20 protein-coding genes are annotated in these 17,210 nt (G+C 64.3%); 13 read left to right on the top strand and 7 right to left on the bottom strand.

Going from position 1 to position 17,210, the window contains the following annotated elements; genetic code table 11:
- The first annotated feature begins 249 nt into the window (after window positions 1-249).
- A complete protein-coding gene (locus PSV40_RS09835; RefSeq protein WP_300536954.1) occupies window positions 250-1,296 on the top strand; it encodes a 3'-5' exonuclease in 1,047 nt (348 codons plus the stop codon).
- Here the strand turns inward: PSV40_RS09835 and PSV40_RS09830 are convergent.
- Window positions 1,293-1,895 (bottom strand): DUF938 domain-containing protein, encoded by a 603-nt coding sequence (locus tag PSV40_RS09830; protein ID WP_300536953.1) that lies wholly within the window; start codon window positions 1,893-1,895, stop codon window positions 1,293-1,295. The two genes, PSV40_RS09835 and PSV40_RS09830, sit on opposite strands and share 4 nt — an antisense overlap.
- A gap of 112 nt (window positions 1,896-2,007) precedes the next feature.
- Between PSV40_RS09830 and PSV40_RS09825 the strand changes: the two genes are divergently transcribed.
- On the top strand, window positions 2,008-2,499 hold the full coding sequence (locus tag PSV40_RS09825; protein ID WP_300536951.1) for a hypothetical protein: 492 nt from the start codon (window positions 2,008-2,010) through the stop codon (window positions 2,497-2,499).
- Between the two features lie 20 nt (window positions 2,500-2,519).
- On the opposite strand, the gene rsmI is transcribed toward PSV40_RS09825, so the two are convergent.
- Window positions 2,520-3,359 (bottom strand): 16S rRNA (cytidine(1402)-2'-O)-methyltransferase, encoded by an 840-nt coding sequence (rsmI, locus tag PSV40_RS09820; protein ID WP_300537058.1) that lies wholly within the window; start codon window positions 3,357-3,359, stop codon window positions 2,520-2,522.
- Window positions 3,360-3,409: 50 nt separating this feature from the next.
- Between rsmI and PSV40_RS09815 the strand changes: the two genes are divergently transcribed.
- Window positions 3,410-3,862, top strand: coding sequence for a YraN family protein (locus PSV40_RS09815; RefSeq protein ID WP_300536949.1), 453 nt, complete (start codon window positions 3,410-3,412; stop codon window positions 3,860-3,862).
- 18 nt (window positions 3,863-3,880) lie between these two features.
- Here PSV40_RS09815 and PSV40_RS09810 read toward each other — a convergent pair whose 3' ends face one another.
- Entirely contained in the window at window positions 3,881-4,675 is a 795-nt protein-coding gene (locus tag PSV40_RS09810) for an IclR family transcriptional regulator (protein WP_300536947.1), read from the bottom strand.
- Between the two features lie 137 nt (window positions 4,676-4,812).
- Between PSV40_RS09810 and PSV40_RS09805 the strand changes: the two genes are divergently transcribed.
- The 9 genes from PSV40_RS09805 (at window position 4,813) to PSV40_RS09765 (ending at window position 12,182) form a co-directional block, all read left to right on the top strand.
- Window positions 4,813-5,265, top strand: a complete 453-nt coding sequence (locus PSV40_RS09805) for a type II 3-dehydroquinate dehydratase (protein ID WP_300536945.1) — start codon at window positions 4,813-4,815, stop codon at window positions 5,263-5,265.
- A gap of 43 nt (window positions 5,266-5,308) precedes the next feature.
- Window positions 5,309-6,298 carry a TRAP transporter substrate-binding protein DctP gene (dctP, locus tag PSV40_RS09800; protein ID WP_300536943.1) on the top strand — a complete coding sequence of 330 codons (990 nt, stop codon included), beginning with the start codon at window positions 5,309-5,311 and terminating at the stop codon, window positions 6,296-6,298.
- Window positions 6,295-6,810 (top strand): TRAP transporter small permease subunit, encoded by a 516-nt coding sequence (locus tag PSV40_RS09795; protein WP_300536941.1) that lies wholly within the window; start codon window positions 6,295-6,297, stop codon window positions 6,808-6,810. Before dctP ends, PSV40_RS09795 begins: the two co-directional genes overlap by 4 nt.
- Window positions 6,807-8,108: a TRAP transporter large permease gene (locus PSV40_RS09790; RefSeq protein ID WP_300536939.1), complete on the top strand. Its 1,302-nt coding sequence runs from the start codon at window positions 6,807-6,809 to the stop codon at window positions 8,106-8,108. Before PSV40_RS09795 ends, PSV40_RS09790 begins: the two co-directional genes overlap by 4 nt.
- 2 nt (window positions 8,109-8,110) lie before the next feature.
- Window positions 8,111-8,965, top strand: a complete 855-nt coding sequence (locus PSV40_RS09785; RefSeq protein WP_300536937.1) for a shikimate dehydrogenase — start codon at window positions 8,111-8,113, stop codon at window positions 8,963-8,965.
- Between the two features lie 21 nt (window positions 8,966-8,986).
- The gene (locus PSV40_RS09780) at window positions 8,987-9,856 is read left to right on the top strand and encodes a 4-hydroxyphenylpyruvate dioxygenase (protein WP_300536935.1); all 870 of its coding nucleotides are present in this window, start codon (window positions 8,987-8,989) and stop codon (window positions 9,854-9,856) included.
- A gap of 10 nt (window positions 9,857-9,866) precedes the next feature.
- Window positions 9,867-10,766 (top strand): sugar phosphate isomerase/epimerase family protein, encoded by a 900-nt coding sequence (locus PSV40_RS09775; RefSeq protein WP_300536933.1) that lies wholly within the window; start codon window positions 9,867-9,869, stop codon window positions 10,764-10,766.
- 135 nt (window positions 10,767-10,901) lie between these two features.
- On the top strand, window positions 10,902-11,498 hold the full coding sequence (locus PSV40_RS09770) for a phosphoheptose isomerase (protein WP_096669309.1): 597 nt from the start codon (window positions 10,902-10,904) through the stop codon (window positions 11,496-11,498).
- Window positions 11,499-11,513: 15 nt separating this feature from the next.
- A complete protein-coding gene (locus PSV40_RS09765; RefSeq protein ID WP_300537056.1) occupies window positions 11,514-12,182 on the top strand; it encodes a BON domain-containing protein in 669 nt (222 codons plus the stop codon).
- A 194-nt stretch (window positions 12,183-12,376) separates the two neighbouring features.
- Here the strand turns inward: PSV40_RS09765 and PSV40_RS09760 are convergent, their stop codons facing one another.
- The 3 genes from PSV40_RS09760 to PSV40_RS09750 all read right to left on the bottom strand — a co-directional run bounded on the left by PSV40_RS09760 (window position 12,377) and on the right by PSV40_RS09750 (window position 15,740).
- A complete protein-coding gene (locus tag PSV40_RS09760; protein ID WP_300536931.1) occupies window positions 12,377-13,291 on the bottom strand; it encodes an NAD(P)-dependent oxidoreductase in 915 nt (304 codons plus the stop codon).
- Window positions 13,292-13,434: 143 nt separating this feature from the next.
- Entirely contained in the window at window positions 13,435-14,571 is a 1,137-nt protein-coding gene (locus PSV40_RS09755) for a PilT/PilU family type 4a pilus ATPase (protein ID WP_300536929.1), read from the bottom strand.
- Between the two features lie 125 nt (window positions 14,572-14,696).
- The gene (locus PSV40_RS09750; RefSeq protein WP_300536927.1) at window positions 14,697-15,740 is read right to left on the bottom strand and encodes a type IV pilus twitching motility protein PilT; all 1,044 of its coding nucleotides are present in this window, start codon (window positions 15,738-15,740) and stop codon (window positions 14,697-14,699) included.
- A gap of 33 nt (window positions 15,741-15,773) precedes the next feature.
- Here PSV40_RS09750 and PSV40_RS09745 point away from each other — a divergent pair, with 33 nt between their 5' ends.
- Window positions 15,774-16,496: a YggS family pyridoxal phosphate-dependent enzyme gene (locus tag PSV40_RS09745; protein WP_300536925.1), complete on the top strand. Its 723-nt coding sequence runs from the start codon at window positions 15,774-15,776 to the stop codon at window positions 16,494-16,496.
- A 135-nt stretch (window positions 16,497-16,631) separates the two neighbouring features.
- On the opposite strand, the gene PSV40_RS09740 is transcribed toward PSV40_RS09745, so the two are convergent.
- Window positions 16,632-17,204 carry a DUF3617 domain-containing protein gene (locus PSV40_RS09740; protein ID WP_300536923.1) on the bottom strand — a complete coding sequence of 191 codons (573 nt, stop codon included), beginning with the start codon at window positions 17,202-17,204 and terminating at the stop codon, window positions 16,632-16,634.
- Between the last annotated feature and the right edge of the window lie 6 nt (window positions 17,205-17,210).

Below are 17,210 nucleotides of genomic sequence, written 5' to 3'. Positions count from 1 at the left end.
GTCATATTCGAGTGCGGAGAAAAAGTGAATATTCGGCGTTAAACGGGAAGACCAACAATGCTTGTTTCGAAGGTAGGTGAGCAGTTTTAAGACTTTTAAGACATTATGGTACAGTTCTGGATGTCATTGACACGTTCAATATAGTGGTCTCCGAAGCCAATCCCCGCCAGCCGCACCACATCTGTTTTCAGCCGGTCATGTCTGTCCCCGGCCACGCATGACCCCGTGCACCATGACCTGGAGTGACACATGAACACCGAGTCAGACGGTCACGCACTTTTTGCAGACCAGCTGGGATTCGGTTTTGACGACGCAGCGTCCATCACGCCGGCGCCCGTTCCGACCCGAACCCGCAAAGCCCGAATCGTTCCTTCTGCTCCCGCATCGGAGCCGCTCACGCCGGAAGCGATGGCGCTGGCGCTGGAGCGGCATGCCGACTACCGCGTGTTGCGGCGCCTGCCCGTAGAACAGCAGTTTGCACACCAGGCCGGGGGACCGGTCACGCGGCTGCTGATTCTGGATACCGAAACCACCGGTCTGGACGCATCGCGGGATCGCATCATGGAGCTTGCGTTGCTGCGGGTCGATGTGGATCTGGCCAGCGGCCTGCCGGTTGGCACCGTCGATGTTTATGACGGCCTCGAAGACCCGGGCATGCCGATTCCGCCGGAGATCCAGGAACTCACCGGCATCAGCGACGACATGGTTCGCGGCCACAAGCTCGATGAGTCGCGGGTGGCGGCCATGCTGGCCGATGCGGACCTGGTGATCGCCCACAACGCCGGTTTTGACCGTCCGTTTGTCGAGGCCAGGCTGGCGCAGTTTGCACAATTGCCCTGGGCTTGTTCGTTTGCTGATCTGGACTGGAAAAAAGAAGGCCGCGGCTCGGCCAAACTCACGCAGCTGGCGCTGGAACTCGGCTGGTTCTACGACGCGCACCGCGCCGAAATGGACTGCCACGCGCTGCTGGCGGTGCTGGCCAGCCCGCTTCCGGTGTGCGGACAGACGGGGCTGGCACAGTTGCTGTCCGTCGCGGCCAGGCCCAGCTACCGGCTGCAGGCAACTGCCGCGCCGTTTGAGGCCAAGGACCTGCTCAAGGCCAGGGGCTACCGCTGGGACGGGGAGCACCGGGTGTGGCACACCCGTCTCGGTGACGAGGCGCAATTGCAGTCGGAATGTGAATGGCTCAAGGCCTCGGTGTACGGCAACCGCGCCGCGCGTGTCCAGGTGGAACGCCTGGACGCGGGCAACCGTTACTCCCTGCGGCCGGGCAAGGTCGAGCCACGGGCTCTTTAGAACTTGTCCGGGCGGCGCTGCCAGGTGATGCAGCGGTTGTTGGCCGGCATGGCGCGGTCTTCCACCAGATGCAGGCCGGCCGTGGCCGCCAGGGCATGAACCGCCTCGACATCGCGCAGTCCGCTGACGGGGTTGCCGGCACGCAGGGATGCATCAAACGCGGCGTTGCTGTCGCTGGTGAAACGGCCGCCGTAGTTGAAGGGGCCATAAACCGTGAGCAGTCCGCCCGGCGGCATGTGCCGGCCCAAGGCCTGGAACAGCCGCTGCACTTCAGGCCAGCCCATGATGTGCAGGGTGTTGGCGCTGAACACCGCGTCAAACGACACATCGGGCCAGTCCTGGCGCAGGTCCAGCGCGACGGGCGCGGGGGTATTGGGTAGCCCGGCCTCATCCAGCCAGAGCTGCATGCCCGGTAAATTGCCGGCGACGTCCGAGGTTTGCCAGCGCAGCCAGGGCAGGGCGCCCGCGAAATAAACCGCGTGCTGGCCCGTGCCGCTGCCAATTTCGAGCACCGAGCGCCGGTCGGCAAAACGCTCGCGCAGCACGCTCAGGATGGGGTCGCGGTTGCGGTCGGTGGCGGGCGCATGGGGCTTGTTCATAGGTGACTGATTGTCGCTGTGCGGGGAACCGCTGCGATCCGGGGTGGGTCGAATCCTGCAAGCTGAGGCGGTGTATAACAAACACAGCGCCCATTCAACCCAAGGACCCGTCATGCGATTGCGCAAGATTCTTTTTGTTCTGGCGGTCAGCCTGTTCTGGCTCGGTGGCTGCGCACTTCACCCGTTCAGTGCCATCCAGCCGGGCATGTCGCAGGGCGATGTGGTGGCGCGCCTGGGCCAGCCCGGCGCCGTGGCGGCGATCCCCCAAGGCACGCGCCTGCAGTACTCCGGTCAGCCCACCGGCCAGTTCGCCTTCATGGTGGACCTGGATGCCTCGGGCCGGGTGCTCAGCGTCCGGCAGGTCCTCAACGCCAGGGATTTTGCGCGCATCGAACCCGGCAAATGGACGCGTGACGATGTGTTGCGCGAGTTCGGGCGCCCCACCCTTGTCGATCGTGTTGCCTCCTGGCCGGGCGACATCCTGACCTACCGCTGGTACGACCTACAGGACCTCTTCTACTGGGTCTATCTGGACAGCAACCAGGTGGTGCAGAGAGCGCATCCCGGCATGGAGTTTCGCAATGACCAAGAGTCGCGCAATTAGGAGCCCGAAAGTCCCGGTGGTCAGGCTTTTTTCAGCTGCAGGGCGGCTTCGTACAGCTCATTGCGCGGTGCGCCGGTGATGTCGGCGGCCAGTTTGACGGCGGTTTTGAGCGGCAGCTCGGCCAGCAACAACTGCAGGACGCGGTGGCCGTCATCCTTGGCGCGTGCCTCTTCGCCGGGGTGCAGCACCAGTGCAAATTCGCCGCGGGTGCGCTGGGTGCCGGCGGCCAGCCAGGCGCTGAGGTCCTGCGCCGCGACGGTGGCGATTTCCTCAAACTGCTTGGTCAGCTCACGGCAGACCGTGACCAGCCGGCTGCCCAGCGGCGCCATTGCGCGCGCCAGGGCTTCCATGCGGTGCGGCGCTTCGAGGATGACGACCGCGCGCGGCTCGGCCTGCAGCACCTGCACCGCCTGCTCCCGCTCCATCGCCTTCGACGGCAGGAAGCCGGCAAACACAAACCCCGAGCCGCCGCTGATGCCGGCCACGCTCAGCGCGGTGGTCACGCTGCTGGCGCCGGGCAGGGGCAGTATGGTCAGCCCGGCGGCACGAACGGCCGCCACCAGGCGCGCGCCCGGGTCGCTGACGGCCGGCGTGCCGGCGTCGCTCACATAGGCGACGCGCTCGCCGCGCTGCAGGCGTTCGATCACGAGCAGCGCCGCCTGGGCTTCGTTGTGTTCATGCACGGCCAGCAGCGGCTTGTCGATGCCGTACTGGCGCAGCAGCGTCTGGGTATGCCGTGTGTCCTCACAGGCAATCGCATGCACCAGCTGCAGCACATGCAGCGCGCGCAGGCTGATGTCCGACAGGTTGCCGATCGGCGTGGCTACCACATACAGCGCAGCTTCGGGATAATGCTGCATGCCTGCCGCAGCGCGCGCAGCGGGCAGGGCCAGGTCAAAGGAAGCGTTCAATGTGGTTTTCCAGAAAACAGGTTGCAAAAGGGCCGCCGGGTGGGGCCGGCGCTGACGCAGCGGCGCAGCCTGGCCAGATTACCACCAAGCGCCTCGGTGACGCGGCAGAAGCCCTGGCGCTGGCCCACCTGCTGCGCGCAGGCATGACCCTGGTCCAGTCCAATTATCGAACGCCCGGCCGCGGCGGTGGCGAGGTGGACCTGATCATGCATGCGCCCGACGGAACACTGGTGTTCGTCGAGGTGCGAGCGCGCAAAAACAGGCTGCATGGCGGTGCGGCGGCCAGCATCGGCGCGGTCAAACAAAGAAGAATCATTTTTGCGGCGCGCCACTACCTGATGCGTTTTGCCAACGCGCCGCCTTGCCGTTTTGACGTGGTGCTGGTTGAGGGTAGTGCGGACGCACCCGGCGCGGTGGCGATTGAATGGTTGCGCAGCGCTTTTGAGGAATGAGGGCTGCTTCCTGCCGGTTCAGCCCTTCCCCAGTGGGGGACGCCCGAACAAGGTGGAGGCATTGCTGATGGGCCCCAGCTCCGCAGCCGACTCAAGCAGGGCGTTGGCGAGTTCGTGCATTCTGACGGTGCTCAGGCGCGAGCGCGGACCGGCGATGCTGATCACGCCGATCACTTCCTGGCGGCGAAACACAGGTGCGGCCATGGCGGCCATTCCGGGGGCGAAGACCTCGTCAATCATGGCGTAACCCCGCACGCGTGCGGCATGCAGGAAGCCCAGCAAGGCCCTGAGGGTGGTCGGAGCCTTTGGTCCATATTCCGCAGGCGTGCCGAAGCCTTGCCGCGAAACGAGCTCCAGCGCCCGTTCGTCGCTCAGGGTCATCAACCAGGCGTGGCCCGAGGCTGTGCACGACAGGCGCGCATCCATTCCCATGTCCGGGTCGTAGCGCAGTCCGGTCTGTCGCATGCCCTGCGACTTGGCAACCCAGGTGAGGCGATCATCGTCCACGATGGAAAGGCGCACCAGCTCACCGGAGCTTTGCGCCAGCCGCTCCAGCAGCGGCTCGGCAACGTCAACAATTCCGGCGCTGCTGAGGAAGCCCAGCCCGAGAGACACCATTTTGGTGGTCAGCACGTAGTCGCCCTGCTTACGCGCCTGGCGTACATAGCCGCGATGTTGCAGGTCGGCGAGCAGGCGGTGGCAGGTGCTGAGCGGAATGTCGAGCTCGGAGGCCATCAACGAGAGCGGCAAGCCTTGTGGATAGCGGGTGAGATGTTCCAGAATGGACAGCCCCCGGTCAAGTGCGATGTTCATTCTGTATTATGAAACATGTTTCCAGTTTGGAAACATTTTCCCCCGGGACTCACAGAATCGAGGCAGCAAAGAAAACACGTAGCGATCCTTCTGGAGACAAGATATATGTGGAAACGACCTTACCTGGCCAGCGTCGAATGAGCGGCACCGTTTACGTTCTGAATGGTCCCAACCTGAACCTGTTGGGCGTGCGCGAGCCGCACCTGTACGGCAGCACCACTCTGCCGCAGGTGGAGCAGCTTTGCCGTCGCGTTGCCGGTGAACTGGGATTGGCGTGCGAGTTTCGCCAGACCAACCACGAAGGGGTGATGGTCGACTGGGTGCAGGAAGCGCGCGAGCGGGCCGTCGCCATCGTCATCAACCCGGCCGGCCTGTCGTTCCGTTCCATCCCACTGCTCGATGCGCTCAAGACAGTCGACCAGCCCATTGCCGAAGTGCACGTCACCAACATCCACCGGCGCGACCCGCTGTACCAGCACTCGCTGGTGTCGCTGGCCGCTACCGGCGTCATCTGCGGCTTCGGCCCGTTCGGCTACGAACTGGCGCTGCGGGCGCTGGCCCATAGGCTGGCGGGTGCACCCACAATCTGATTTTTCCGCGCTCTTTCATCACAACATCACAGGAGACAACACCATGAACCGTTTTATTGATCGCCGCACGCTGCTGGGTGCGGGAGCCACGCTGGCTGCCGGCGCAGTCCTGCCGGCCTGGGCGCAGGCCGCCCCCACGCTGCGCTTCGCCGCTGTGTTCTCGGACAAGGACATCCGCGCCGACATGATGAAGATGTTTGCCAAGAACATTGAGTCTGACTTCAAGGTCGAGACGCACCTCAACTCCACGCTGTTCCGGCAGGGCACGGAGCTGGTCGCCCTGCAGCGCGACAACCTCGAGATGGGCAACATCGCGCCGCAGGACATCTCGAAACAGGTGCCGGCGTGGTCCATCCTCACCTCCGCCTACCTGTTCCGCGACCCAGCCCATCTCACCAGCTTCTTCAGCAGCGACCTCGGCGCCCAGATGAAAAAAATGGTGGAAGACCAGCTCAAGGTGAAGATCCTGGGGCCGACGTTTTTCGGCACACGCCACGTGGGCCTGAAGTCCAAAAAGAAGATCAACGTGCCCGCCGACCTGGCGGGCGTCAAGCTGCGCATGCCGCCGGGCGATACCTGGCAGATGCTGGGCCGCTCGATCGGTGCCAACCCCACGCCTATGGCCTATGCCGAGACCTACACCGGCCTGCAGACCGGCGCCATCGACGGCCAGGACAATCCCCTGCCCAACATCCAGAACATGAAGTTCTACGAGGTGATGTCGCAAATCGTGCTGACGTCGCATCTGGTGGCCTTCGACCTGCTGACCGTCAACATGAAGACCTGGCAGGGCATGACGCCGGCCAAGCAGCGCAGCTTCCAGGCCGCCGCCGACAAGGCGATTGCCTGGAGCACGGCCGAGCACCAGAAGCGTGAAGCCGAGCTGGCCGAGACCTTCCGCAAGCAGGGACTGGACGTGTATGTGCCCAACATCAATGCCTTCCGCGACCACGCCCAGAAGATGTACCTGGCTTCCGATGAGGCCAAGAGCTGGCCGGCCGGCATGATCGACAAGATCAACGCACTGAAGTGAGCCCGCAGACCATGCTCGATCGGGTGCTGAGGCCGCTGCACCGCTTCGCCGAAGGCGTCGCGGCGCTCTTGCTGGCGGTGATTTTCGTTGCCTTCATCGTGCAGATCGTCCTGCGCTACGCTTTCAACTGGCCGGTAGGCTGGACCAGCGAGCTGTCGCTGGCAGCGTGGCTGTGGCTGGTGCTGTGGGGTGCGGCCTTCGTGTTGAAGGACGATGAGGAGATTCGCATTGACCTGATCGCCGGGCGCGGCAGCCGCCGAACCCGGCGGGTGATCGGCGCCATCGGCGCGGTGGGTGTCATTGTGCTCTTTGGCATGTCGCTGCCGGCGTCCTGGTCGTACGTCACCTTCATGAAAGTCGAGAAGAGCGCCACCCTTGGCGTGCGCATGGATGTCATGTATTCGATCTACCTGGTCTTTGTCGTGGCCCTCATTGCCCGTTCCTTGCGCCAGCTGGTCCGCGGGCCGGCGCCCGATCGCAGCGATCCGCCTGCCAACTCTTCTGCCTTGTGAACTTCACCAGCCCTTTTTCCTTGGCCCTTGGCGCCATCGTGGTGCTGAGCCTGCTCGGTGTACCTGTTGGCCAGGCCATGATCGGCGGCTCCGTCCTGTACTTGTACCTCAAGGGCATGGACATGGGCGCGGCGGCCGAGCAGTTGCTCAACGGCACCTACTCCAGCTTCCTGCTACTGGCAATCCCGCTGTTCATTCTTGCCGCCACCATCATGAGCACCGGCAGCATCCTGGATCGCCTGCTGCGCTTCTGCAATGCTATCGTTGGCCGGTTTCCCGGCGGTCTGGCCCAGGTCAATGTGCTGCAGAGTGTGGTTTTTGCCAGTATGTCGGGCTCGGCCCTGGCCGATGCTGCCGGCTCCGGCAAGCTGATGCAGTCCATGATGACCCGCGATGGCCGGTACACCCCGGCCTTCGCAGCCGCATTGAGTGCCGTCTCCGCGGTCATCGGGCCCATCCTGCCGCCGTCGATTCCTCTGGTGCTTTATGCCCTAGTGTCCGGCACGTCGATCGGTTACCTGTTCATCGCCGGCGTCCTGCCAGGGTTGCTGCTGGGCGCGGTGCAGATGGCCTTGATCTATGTGCTGGCCAAACGACGAGGTTTCCCGCTCGAGCCAAAGGTTCCGTTGCGGGACATGCCCCGTATCACGCGTGAAGCCTTTCCGGCCCTGATGCTGCCCGTTATCCTGCTGGGCTGTCTTTACAGTGGCATTACCACGCCCACCGAGGCGGCGGGCGTGGCTGCGGCCTACGCGCTGCTCATCTCCGTGGGCCTGTATCGCAGCCTGGGCTGGGGCGATCTCTACGATTCGCTTCTCTCCAGCGCGCGCATGAGCATCTCCATCGGCATGCTGATTGCCGGTGCGCTGGTGTTCAACTACGTCATCACCTCAGAAAATATTCCTGCAACGCTGAGCGTAGCCATGAAGGGCCTTGACCTCTCGCCGCTGGGCTTCCTGCTGATAGTCAATCTGATCCTGCTGGTGCTGGGCGCCTTCCTGGAAGGCTCGACCATCATCCTGATCATCCTGCCCGTGTTGCTGCCCACCGCGGTGGCGCTGGGCGTCGATCCGGTGCATTTCGGCGTGATGGCAGTGCTCAATATCATGATCGGGCTGGTGACACCGCCTTACGGCCTGCTGCTGTTCATGATGACCAAGATAGCCAATGTCTCGCTCGGGGAGTTGGTGCGCGAGGCCATGCCTTTCCTTCTGGTGATGCTGGGCGCGCTTGCGTTGGTGACGATGTGGCCGGACATGGTGTTGTGGCTGCCGCGGCTGGCGGGGTATACGGGGTGAACATGGCGGCCACCAAGCTCCTCGTGGGCCTGATCGGCTCCGGCATCCAGCTTTCGTTGACTCCCGCCATGCAGGAGGAGGAAGCGCGCCATCAGGGCCTGCGCCTGCACTACCAGCTGATTGACCTCGACCAGACCCCGGGTTCCGTGCAACAGCTGCCGGCCCTGCTGGCCTCAGCGCGGATCATGGGTTTCGCCGGCCTGAACATCACCTATCCGTGCAAGCAGGCGGTGATGCCGCTGCTCGACGAGCTTTCCCCCGAAGCCGAGGCAATGGGCGCCGTGAACACAGTGGTCCTGCGCGACGGGCGTCTGGTCGGCCACAATACCGATGGCTCGGGCTGGGCTTGGGGCTTTCACCGCGCGCTCCCCAAGGCCGACCTCGGTTGCGTGGTACTGCTGGGCGCGGGTGGCGCCGGCTCGGCGATCTCGCATGCAGTTCTGAGCCTGGGGGCCGTGCAATTGCGCCTCGTTGACACCGACCTCGCGCGGGCCCGCGCATTGGCGGCGGCGCTGAACGCCCGCTTTGGGGACCGCGTGGTCGCATATGGCGACGCGGCGCAGGTTATCGAAGGCGCCACCGGCCTGATCCACGCCACGCCCACCGGCATGGACAAGCTGCCCGGCATGCCGATCCTGGCCCGGCTGCTGCGGGCCTCCATGTGGGTGTCGGAGATCGTCTACTTTCCGATCAGGACTGAATTGCTGGAAGCGGCCCGGGCGTTGGGCTGCCCCACGGTGGACGGCGGCGCCATGGCTGTGGGCCAGGCCGTGGGCGCTTTCGAACTGTTCACGGGCATAAAGGCCGACGCGGCGCGCGTCGAGCAACACTTCAAGCGGCTGCTTGCCGGCCGGTAAACACACTTCGAGGAGGTCCGGATGACCATCGACCGCGAATCGTTGCCCAAGCAACCCAACCCCCTCGGACTCGACGGCATCGAGTTTGTCGAATACGCCACCCTGCGCCCTCAGGCTCTGGGGCAGGTGCTGGAGGCCATGGGCTTTAGTCCTGTTGCACGGCATCGTTCGCGGGAGGTCATGCTGTACCGCCAGGGCGGCATGAACCTGGTGGTCAATGCGCACCCGGACGACGCCCGCGCCAGTGCCACTGAAGGCGGGTCCCCTGTGCTTTCGGCCGTGGCCTTCCGCGTCCAGGACGCGCGGCTGGCGCATGCACGCTGCATCGAGCTTGGCGCGTGGGAGGCGCCCAGCCATGCCCGGGCCATGGAGCTGAACATTCCCGCTATCCACGGACCCGGCGGTTCCCACTTCTTTTTCGTGGACCGTTACAGCGATTTCCCGATCTACGACATTGACTTCCTGCCCATCCCGACGGTGGACCCGCATCCGCCGGCCATCGCCGGCACCGCCTTCTTCGGCGTTGTTCAATACATTGGCCTGGCACGCAGCGCGGAGTGGTTGACCTTCTATGAGCGCATGTTCGGCTTCAGCGAGATCCCGGACGACCAGCGTTTTGGGGTGATGCCGGCCGGCAAGCTGATGCGAAGCCCCTGTGGCCGCTTCATGTGGCAACTGGTGGAGCCGGTCGGGCTGGATGATGACGACGGACGCGAGCGGATGCAGCGTGTGGGCATAGGGGCGCCCGATGTGGCTGCTGCCGTCGCCGCGCTGCGCGGCCGGGGGGTGCAGTTTGTCGATTCGGCCCGTCTGCACCCGGACGACCGGGGCGCCCTCATGCTCACGCAACTGAGCTCGGTCGCCTTCGAGCTGGTTCATGCCGATCTCTAGCGGAGCAAGTATGGACCGACGCATCGCAGGTTTCGGCATGGACACGATCACCCTGGCTGGCCCGCTGGAGGCCAAACTTGACGCCATCCGTGCGGACGGCTTCGAGCAAGTCATGCTCAGCGCCCGCGACATCGCCGGCCACCCGGGCGGCGTGCGGGCCGCAGCGGCGGCCGTGCGCGCCAGCGGGCTGCGCGTCACGGGGTTTCAGGTGTTGCGCGATTTTGAGGGTCTGTCGGGCCACCTGCATGGCTACAAGGTGGATATCGCCAAGAGCATGCTGCAGATGTGCGAGGCCGTGGGTTCGCGCGTGCTGCTGGCCTGCTCGTCCACTTCGCGCCATGCCTCTCAGGACCCGGACGACATCGCGCGCGACCTGCGCAAGCTCGCCATGCTGGCCGTGCCGCTGGGTATCCGCGTCGCCTACGAGGGACTGTCCTGGGGCCGCACCATCAACGAGTTCACGACCGCATGGGATGTCGTTGTACGGGCCGACTGTCCCAACCTCGGGTTGGGCCTGGACTCGTTCCACATCTTCGCCGCCAAGACACCACTGGAAGCCATTGACGAGCTTGACCCCGAGCGCATCTTCCTGGTGCAACTGTCGGACTTCATGTGGAACGAAACCCCTACGTTCGAGGAGCGCATGACAACAGCGCGCACTTTTCGCGTGTTCCCCGGAGAAGGCGTGCACAGCGAAGCCTTGGCCGACCTGGCGCTGCGGCTGCAGGCGCTGGGCTACGAGGGCGACTACAGCTTCGAGGTCTTCAACGACGACTATCAGCAGTTGCCACTCGAGCTTGTCGTCCAGCGTGCCCGCCGCAGCGCCCTGTGGCTGGCCGAAGACGTGCTGCATCTGCCGCGGCCGCTGCCGGCCTGGACCACGGGAAAAGCGGCGGGAACAGCGACCTGATGCCGGAGGAGGCCGCACGCGCGATGCGGCTGGCCAGGGCTCTGTATTGATTTGTGCGCGGCGCGCTATCAAAGGCCATGGTTCGGCCACAGACGTGATTGTTTGTTACAACCACCGACCCGCTATCATTGCCCCATGCTTGAACAACGTATCGAACAGCACTTCATCGACAGTGCCGACCTGAAGTACCAGGCGGCGCAAATCCTGTCCAAGCCGATTGCGGCGGCGGTGCAGGCCATCCTGGCCAGCGTGACCAGCGGCGGCAAGGTGCTGGCCTGCGGCAATGGCGGCTCGGCGGCCGATGCCCAGCATTTTGCGGCCGAATTTGTCGGGCGTTTTGAGCGCGAGCGGCCCGAGCTGGGCGCCATTGCGCTGACCACCGACAGCTCCATCCTCACGGCGATCGCCAACGACTACGACTTCAGCGTGATTTTCTCCAAGCAGGTGCGCGCGCTCGGCGGTGCCGGCGACGTGCTGCTGGCGCTGAGCACCAGCGGCAACTCGGCCAATGTGCTGGCGGCCATCGAGGCGGCCCACGAGCGCGAGATGACCGTGGTGGCGCTGACCGGCAAAAGCGGCGGAAAAATGAGCGCCGCGCTGCGCGAGACCGACGTGCACATCTGCGTGCCGCACGACCGCACGGCACGCATTCAGGAAGTTCATCTGCTGGCCCTTCACTGTATCTGTGATGGCGTGGATGCCCAATTACTTGGTGACCAGGAGAACACTTAAATGACCGTCAAAACCATGTCCGGACCCCTGCGACCTTATCAGCGGCTGCTGCTGACCGTTTGCACCGCTGCCCTTGTGGGCGGCAGCCTGAGCGCCTGCTTCCCCCTGGTTCTGGGCGGTGCAGCGGCCGGCGCGCTGGTCGCCATTGACCGCCGCACCTCGGGTGCCCAGCTCGAAGACGAAGGCATCGAGCTGCGCGCCATGGCCCGCCTGCGCGACAACATCGGCAGCCGGGCGCGCGTCAGCGTGACCAGCTACAACCGGCAGGTGCTGCTGACCGGCGAAGTTCTCAACGAGCAGGACAGAAAGCTGGTGGAGCAGGTCGTGTCGCGGGTGGAGAACGTGGCCTCCGTGGTCAATGAGCTGGCCATCATCAACAGCCCGACGCTGGTGCAGCGCTCCTCCGACGTGTTGATCACCGGCCAGGTCAAGGCCCTGCTGATCGATTCCAGCGACATTTACGCCAACGCCTTCAAGGTGGTCACCGAGCGCGGCACCGTCTACCTGATGGGCCGTGTGACGCAGCGCGAAGCCGATCGCGCCACGGAAATTGTCCGCGGTGCCCGCGGCGTGCAGAAGGTGGTGCGCATTCTCGAGATCATCAGCGAAGACGAGCTGCGTGGCCTGGTGCCGCAGCCGGCCAAACCGGCCACGGCAACACGTCCGGCGGGCAGCGGCGGCTGATCCCGGCAGCGCGGGGAAACAAAAAAAGGCCGGTGTTTGCACCGGCCTTTTTTGTGGACCCCACCTACCGCGTACCCGACCGGGGGGCGCGTCTGCTTCAAGCAGGGGCCGCGGAACCGGCTTCGCCGGGCCGCAGGCGCAGCGCCCCCTCGGGGGGCAGAGAGCTACGCGCAGCGAGCGAACGTGGGGGCTATTTATTTGAGCCGCTTGATCAGGCTGGACGTGTCCCAGCGCTGCCCGCCCATGGCCTGCACATCGCCGTAAAACTGGTCCACCAGCGCCGTGACCGGCAGCCGCGCGCCATTGGTCTTGGCTTCGTCGAGCACCAGCCCCAGGTCCTTGCGCATCCAGTCCACGGCAAAGCCGAAGTCGAACTTGTCGGCCACCATGGTTTTTCCGCGGTTGTCGAGCTGCCAGCTTTGCGCGGCGCCCTTGCCGATCACGTCCAGCACCTGGTTCATGTCCAGCCCGGCCTTCTGGCCAAAGGCAATGGCTTCGCTCAGGCCCTGCACCAGCCCCGCGATGCAGATCTGGTTGACCATTTTGGTGAGCTGGCCGGCGCCGCTGGCGCCCATCAGCGTGAAGGCTTTGGAAAACGCCATGCCGGCCGGCTTGGCGGCGTCGAAGGCCGCCGCGTCGCCGCCGCACATGACGGTGAGCGCGCCGTTTTGTGCACCGGCCTGGCCGCCCGAGACCGGGGCGTCGACAAACTGCAGCTTCAGGGCCTGGGCCGTTGCATACAGCTCACGCGCCACGTCGGCCGATGCGGTGGTGTGGTCCAAAAAAATGGCGCCCGGCCGCATGCCGGCAAAGGCGCCGTCGGGGCCCAGCGTCACGCCGCGTAAGTCATCGTCGTTGCCGACGCAACAGAAAACGATGTCGGCGCCCTGTGCCGCTTCACGCGGCGTTGCGGCATGTTTTGGGCCTTTGGTGCCCGCGTATTCTGCGCACCATGCTACTGATTTGGTAGCGGTGCGGTTGTAGACGGTGACCTGGTGGCCGGCCAGCGCGAGGTGGCCGGCCATCGGGTAGCCCATGACGCCTAGGCCCAGAAAGGCAACTTGGCGGGACGGGGCGGGTTCGTAGGTTTTGGGGTTGGTATTGCTCATGGTGTGGGAGAGGGGAAAAGAGGTGGGAGGGCGTAGCGAGCGGGCTTCAGGCTAGGCGGGCGGCGCGCAGCAACCGGAACGTACTTTGGGTACGTGAGGATTGCGAGCACCGACCAACAACGCATCAAGCCCGCGCAGTAGCCCTAGACAATGGCCATGTGTTCGGTGCCGGCCGCCAGATCCTGCGTCCTGGCGCGCTGGGAGTTGAGCTTGATCTGCAGCCGCAGGTCGTTGACCGAGTCGGCGTTTCGCAGCGCGTCTTCGTAAGTGATCATGTTGCTTTCGAAGGCATCGAAGAGCGCTTGGTCGAAGGTCTGCATGCCGAGGTTGCGGCTTTTCTTCATGATTTCCTTGATCTCGGAGACCTCGCCCTTGAAGATCAGGTCGGAAATCAGCGGCGTGTTCAGCATCACCTCCACGGCGGCGACGCGGCCCTTGCTGTCCTGCTTGGGCACCAGGCGCTGCGAGATCATGGCCTTCATGTTCAGCGACAGGTCCATCAGCAACTGGGCGCGGCGCTCTTCCGGGAAGAAGTTGATGATGCGGTCCAGCGCCTGGTTGGCGCTGTTGGCATGCAGCGTGCACAGGCACAGGTGACCGGTTTCGGCAAAGGCGACGGCGTGTTCCATGGTTTCACGGTCGCGCACCTCGCCCATCAGGATCACGTCCGGCGCCTGGCGCAGGGTGTTTTTCAGCGCGGCTTCCCAGCTGTCGGTGTCCAGGCCCACTTCGCGCTGCGTGATCACGCAGTTCTTGTGCGGGTGCACAAACTCCACCGGGTCCTCGATGGTGATGATGTGGCCGAAGGAGTTTTCGTTGCGCCAGTCCACCATCGCCGCCAGCGTGGTCGACTTGCCCGAACCGGTGGCGCCCACCAGGATGCACAGGCCGCGCTTGGACATCACCACGTCCTTGAGCACCTGCGGCACGCCCAGGCCGTCGATGGTCGGCAGCACCGCCGGAATCACCCGCATCACCATGCCGACCTTGCCCTGCTGGATGAAAGCGTTGACGCGAAAGCGGCCGACGCCGGGCGGCGAGATCGCGAAGTTGCACTCCTTGGTGCGCTCGAACTCGGCGGCCTGCTTGTCGTTCATGATGGCGCGCGCCAGGGCCAGCGTGTGGCCGGCGTTGAGCGGCTGCGGCGAGACCTTGGTGACCTTGCCGTCGACCTTCATCGCGGGCGGGAAATCGCCGGTGATGAACAAGTCGCTGCCGTTGCGGCTGACCATCAGCTTGAGAAGGTCGTTGATGAATTTACTGGCCTGGTCGCGTTCCATGAGCGCTCCTTTTCAAAATTCTTTAATCAAGCAGGGGCCGCGGAACCGGCTTTGCCGGGCCGCAGGCGCAGCGGCCCCCGCGGGGGGCAGGGAGCTACACGAAGTGAGCGACCGTGGGGGCATGTTCAGCCGGGGAAGTTCTCGGGTATTTTCGCCTTGCCGCGTGCTTCTGCGGCGGAAATGACGTTGCGCTTGACGAGGTCGGTCAGGTTCTGGTCCAGCGTCTGCATGCCCACGCTGTTACCGGTCTGGATGGACGAGTACATCTGCGCGACCTTGGCCTCGCGGATCAGGTTGCGGATGGCGCTGGTGCCCAGCATGATCTCGTGCGCGGCGACGCGGCCCTGGCCGTCCTTGGTCTTGCACAGGGTCTGCGAGATCACGGCCTGTAGCGATTCCGACAACATCGCGCGGATCATGTCTTTTTCCTCGGCCGGGAACACGTCGATGATCCGGTCGATGGTCTTGGCGGCGCTCGAGGTGTGCAAGGTGCCAAACACCAGGTGGCCGGTTTCAGCGGCCGTCATCGCCAGGCGTATGGTTTCCAGGTCGCGCATCTCGCCGACCAGGATGGCGTCCGGGTCTTCACGCAGCGCGGACTTGAGCGCCGCGCTGAAGCTCAGCGTGTGCGGGCCGACCTCGCGCTGGTTGATCAGGCATTTTTTCGATTCGTGCACAAACTCGATTGGGTCTTCCACCGTCAGGATGTGGCCGTATTCGGTTTCGTTGAGGTAGTTGACCATGGCCGCCAGCGTGGTGGACTTGCCCGAGCCGGTCGGGCCGGTGACCAGCACCATGCCGCGCGGCTTCATCGCCAGGTCGCCGAAAATTTTCGGCGCGCCCAGCTGCTCGAGCGTCAGGATTTTCGAGGGGATGGTCCGGAACACGGCGCCCGCGCCGCGGTTCTGGTTGAAGGCGTTGACACGAAAACGCGCCAGGCCGTCGATCTCGAAGGAGAAGTCGATCTCCAGGAATTCTTCGTAGTTCTTGCGCTGGGTGTCGTTCATGATGTCGTACACCATGGCATGAACCTGTTTGTGGTCCAGCGGGTCGACATTGATGCGCCTGACATCCCCGTGCACCCGGATCATGGGCGGCAGGCCCGCTGACAGATGCAGATCGGACGCCTTGTTCTTGACGCTAAAAGCCAGCAGTTGGGTAATGTCCATCCCGGGGATCCCTCATAAGTTTACAGTTGGATTATGACCATGATTGTGCGCAACCTCCAACTTGTCCGTGACCGTATAACCACGGCCTGTGTCGCTGCCGGACGCGACCCCGCCAGCGTGCGACTGCTGGCCGTGTCCAAGACCTTCGGTGCCGATGCAGTGATCGACGCGATGTCCGACGGGCAGCGCGCTTTCGGCGAGAACTACATCCAGGAGGGGGTGGACAAAATTCTTGCGGTTCGCGGATGGGAAGCCGATCACCTTGGCTTGCCGCCCTCCCGCCCTTCGGAGTGGCACTGCATCGGCCCCATCCAGAGCAACAAGACGCGGCTGGTCGCCGAGCATTTCGACTGGGTGCAGTCGGTGGACCGCCTGAAGATTGCGCAGCGCCTGAGCGAGCAGCGCCCGCCGCATTTGCCCCCGCTGCAGGTGTGCCTGCAGGTCAACATCGACGGCGGTGCCACCAAGTCCGGCGTGACGCCGCAGGACGCCCAGGCACTGGCGGTCGAGGTCGCGCGGCTGCCGCGGCTGCAGCTGCGCGGCCTCATGTCGATTCCCGAGCCTGCTCCTCATTTTGTAGCTGCTTGCGCTGTCCACAAAAGGGCTGCAGACCTTTTTGACCAGATAAATCGGGCTGGCGTGTTGCCGCAGGCCATGGACACGCTGTCGATGGGCATGACGGCCGACCTGGAAGCGGCCATTCATGCCGGCAGCACCATGGTGCGGGTGGGGACCGCCATTTTCGGTGCTAGATAAGCCCCCACGGTCGCTCACTGCGTGTAGCTCCCTGCCCCCCGAGGGGGCCGCTGCGCCTGCGGCCCGGCGAAGCCGGTTCCGCGGCCCCGGCTTGAAGGGAGAAAGATTCTCGCAGCCGCCGGTGGCTCGTCCCAATTATTTTTTGGGAACAACCATAGGCTTGATGTTTCCGCAGTCCGCCGACAGCCACTTGCCGCCGCCGTCCATGGTCATGGTTTCCGGCTTGCCCTGCATCATGCTTTTCATGGTCATCTTCATCGTGTAGGCCTCGGGGCTGACAAAGGTGACCGTGCCTTCGCCGCTGGACGGCGGCTGGGTGCAGGCAAACGACATCTTCATGGTGTTGCCCGAACGTGGCGAGTTCGTGGTCTTGCAGTCGCCCTGCTGGGCGGGCAGCTCATTGCGCTCCACCATTTCTTTGGTCATGCAGATTTTCACGGCCATGTTGCCTCCGGCACCGGGGCCCATGGACATGCCCTGTTTGGCCATCATGTCCTGCATCATCTTGCGCTGCTCGGGCGGCATGGTTGCCATCTGCTTTTGCGCCTCGGCCATGGCTTTTTCCATCTGGCCCGAGCTGGACTGCATTTTGTTGTTGATCTCCCACAAACCGGGCTTGAGGGACTGTGCCATCACCGGCTGGGCGGAGAGGGCAAGCAGTGCCAGCGCGGCGCCACTCCAAAGGCGATAAGGTGTCAGGTCTTTCATGGCGGG

Origin of the sequence: Polaromonas sp. (assembly GCF_029945925.1) — a bacterium.
In the GTDB taxonomy this organism is placed as follows: Bacteria; Pseudomonadota; Gammaproteobacteria; order Burkholderiales; family Burkholderiaceae_C; genus Polaromonas.
This window is presented reverse-complemented; position numbering and strand designations above follow the sequence as displayed.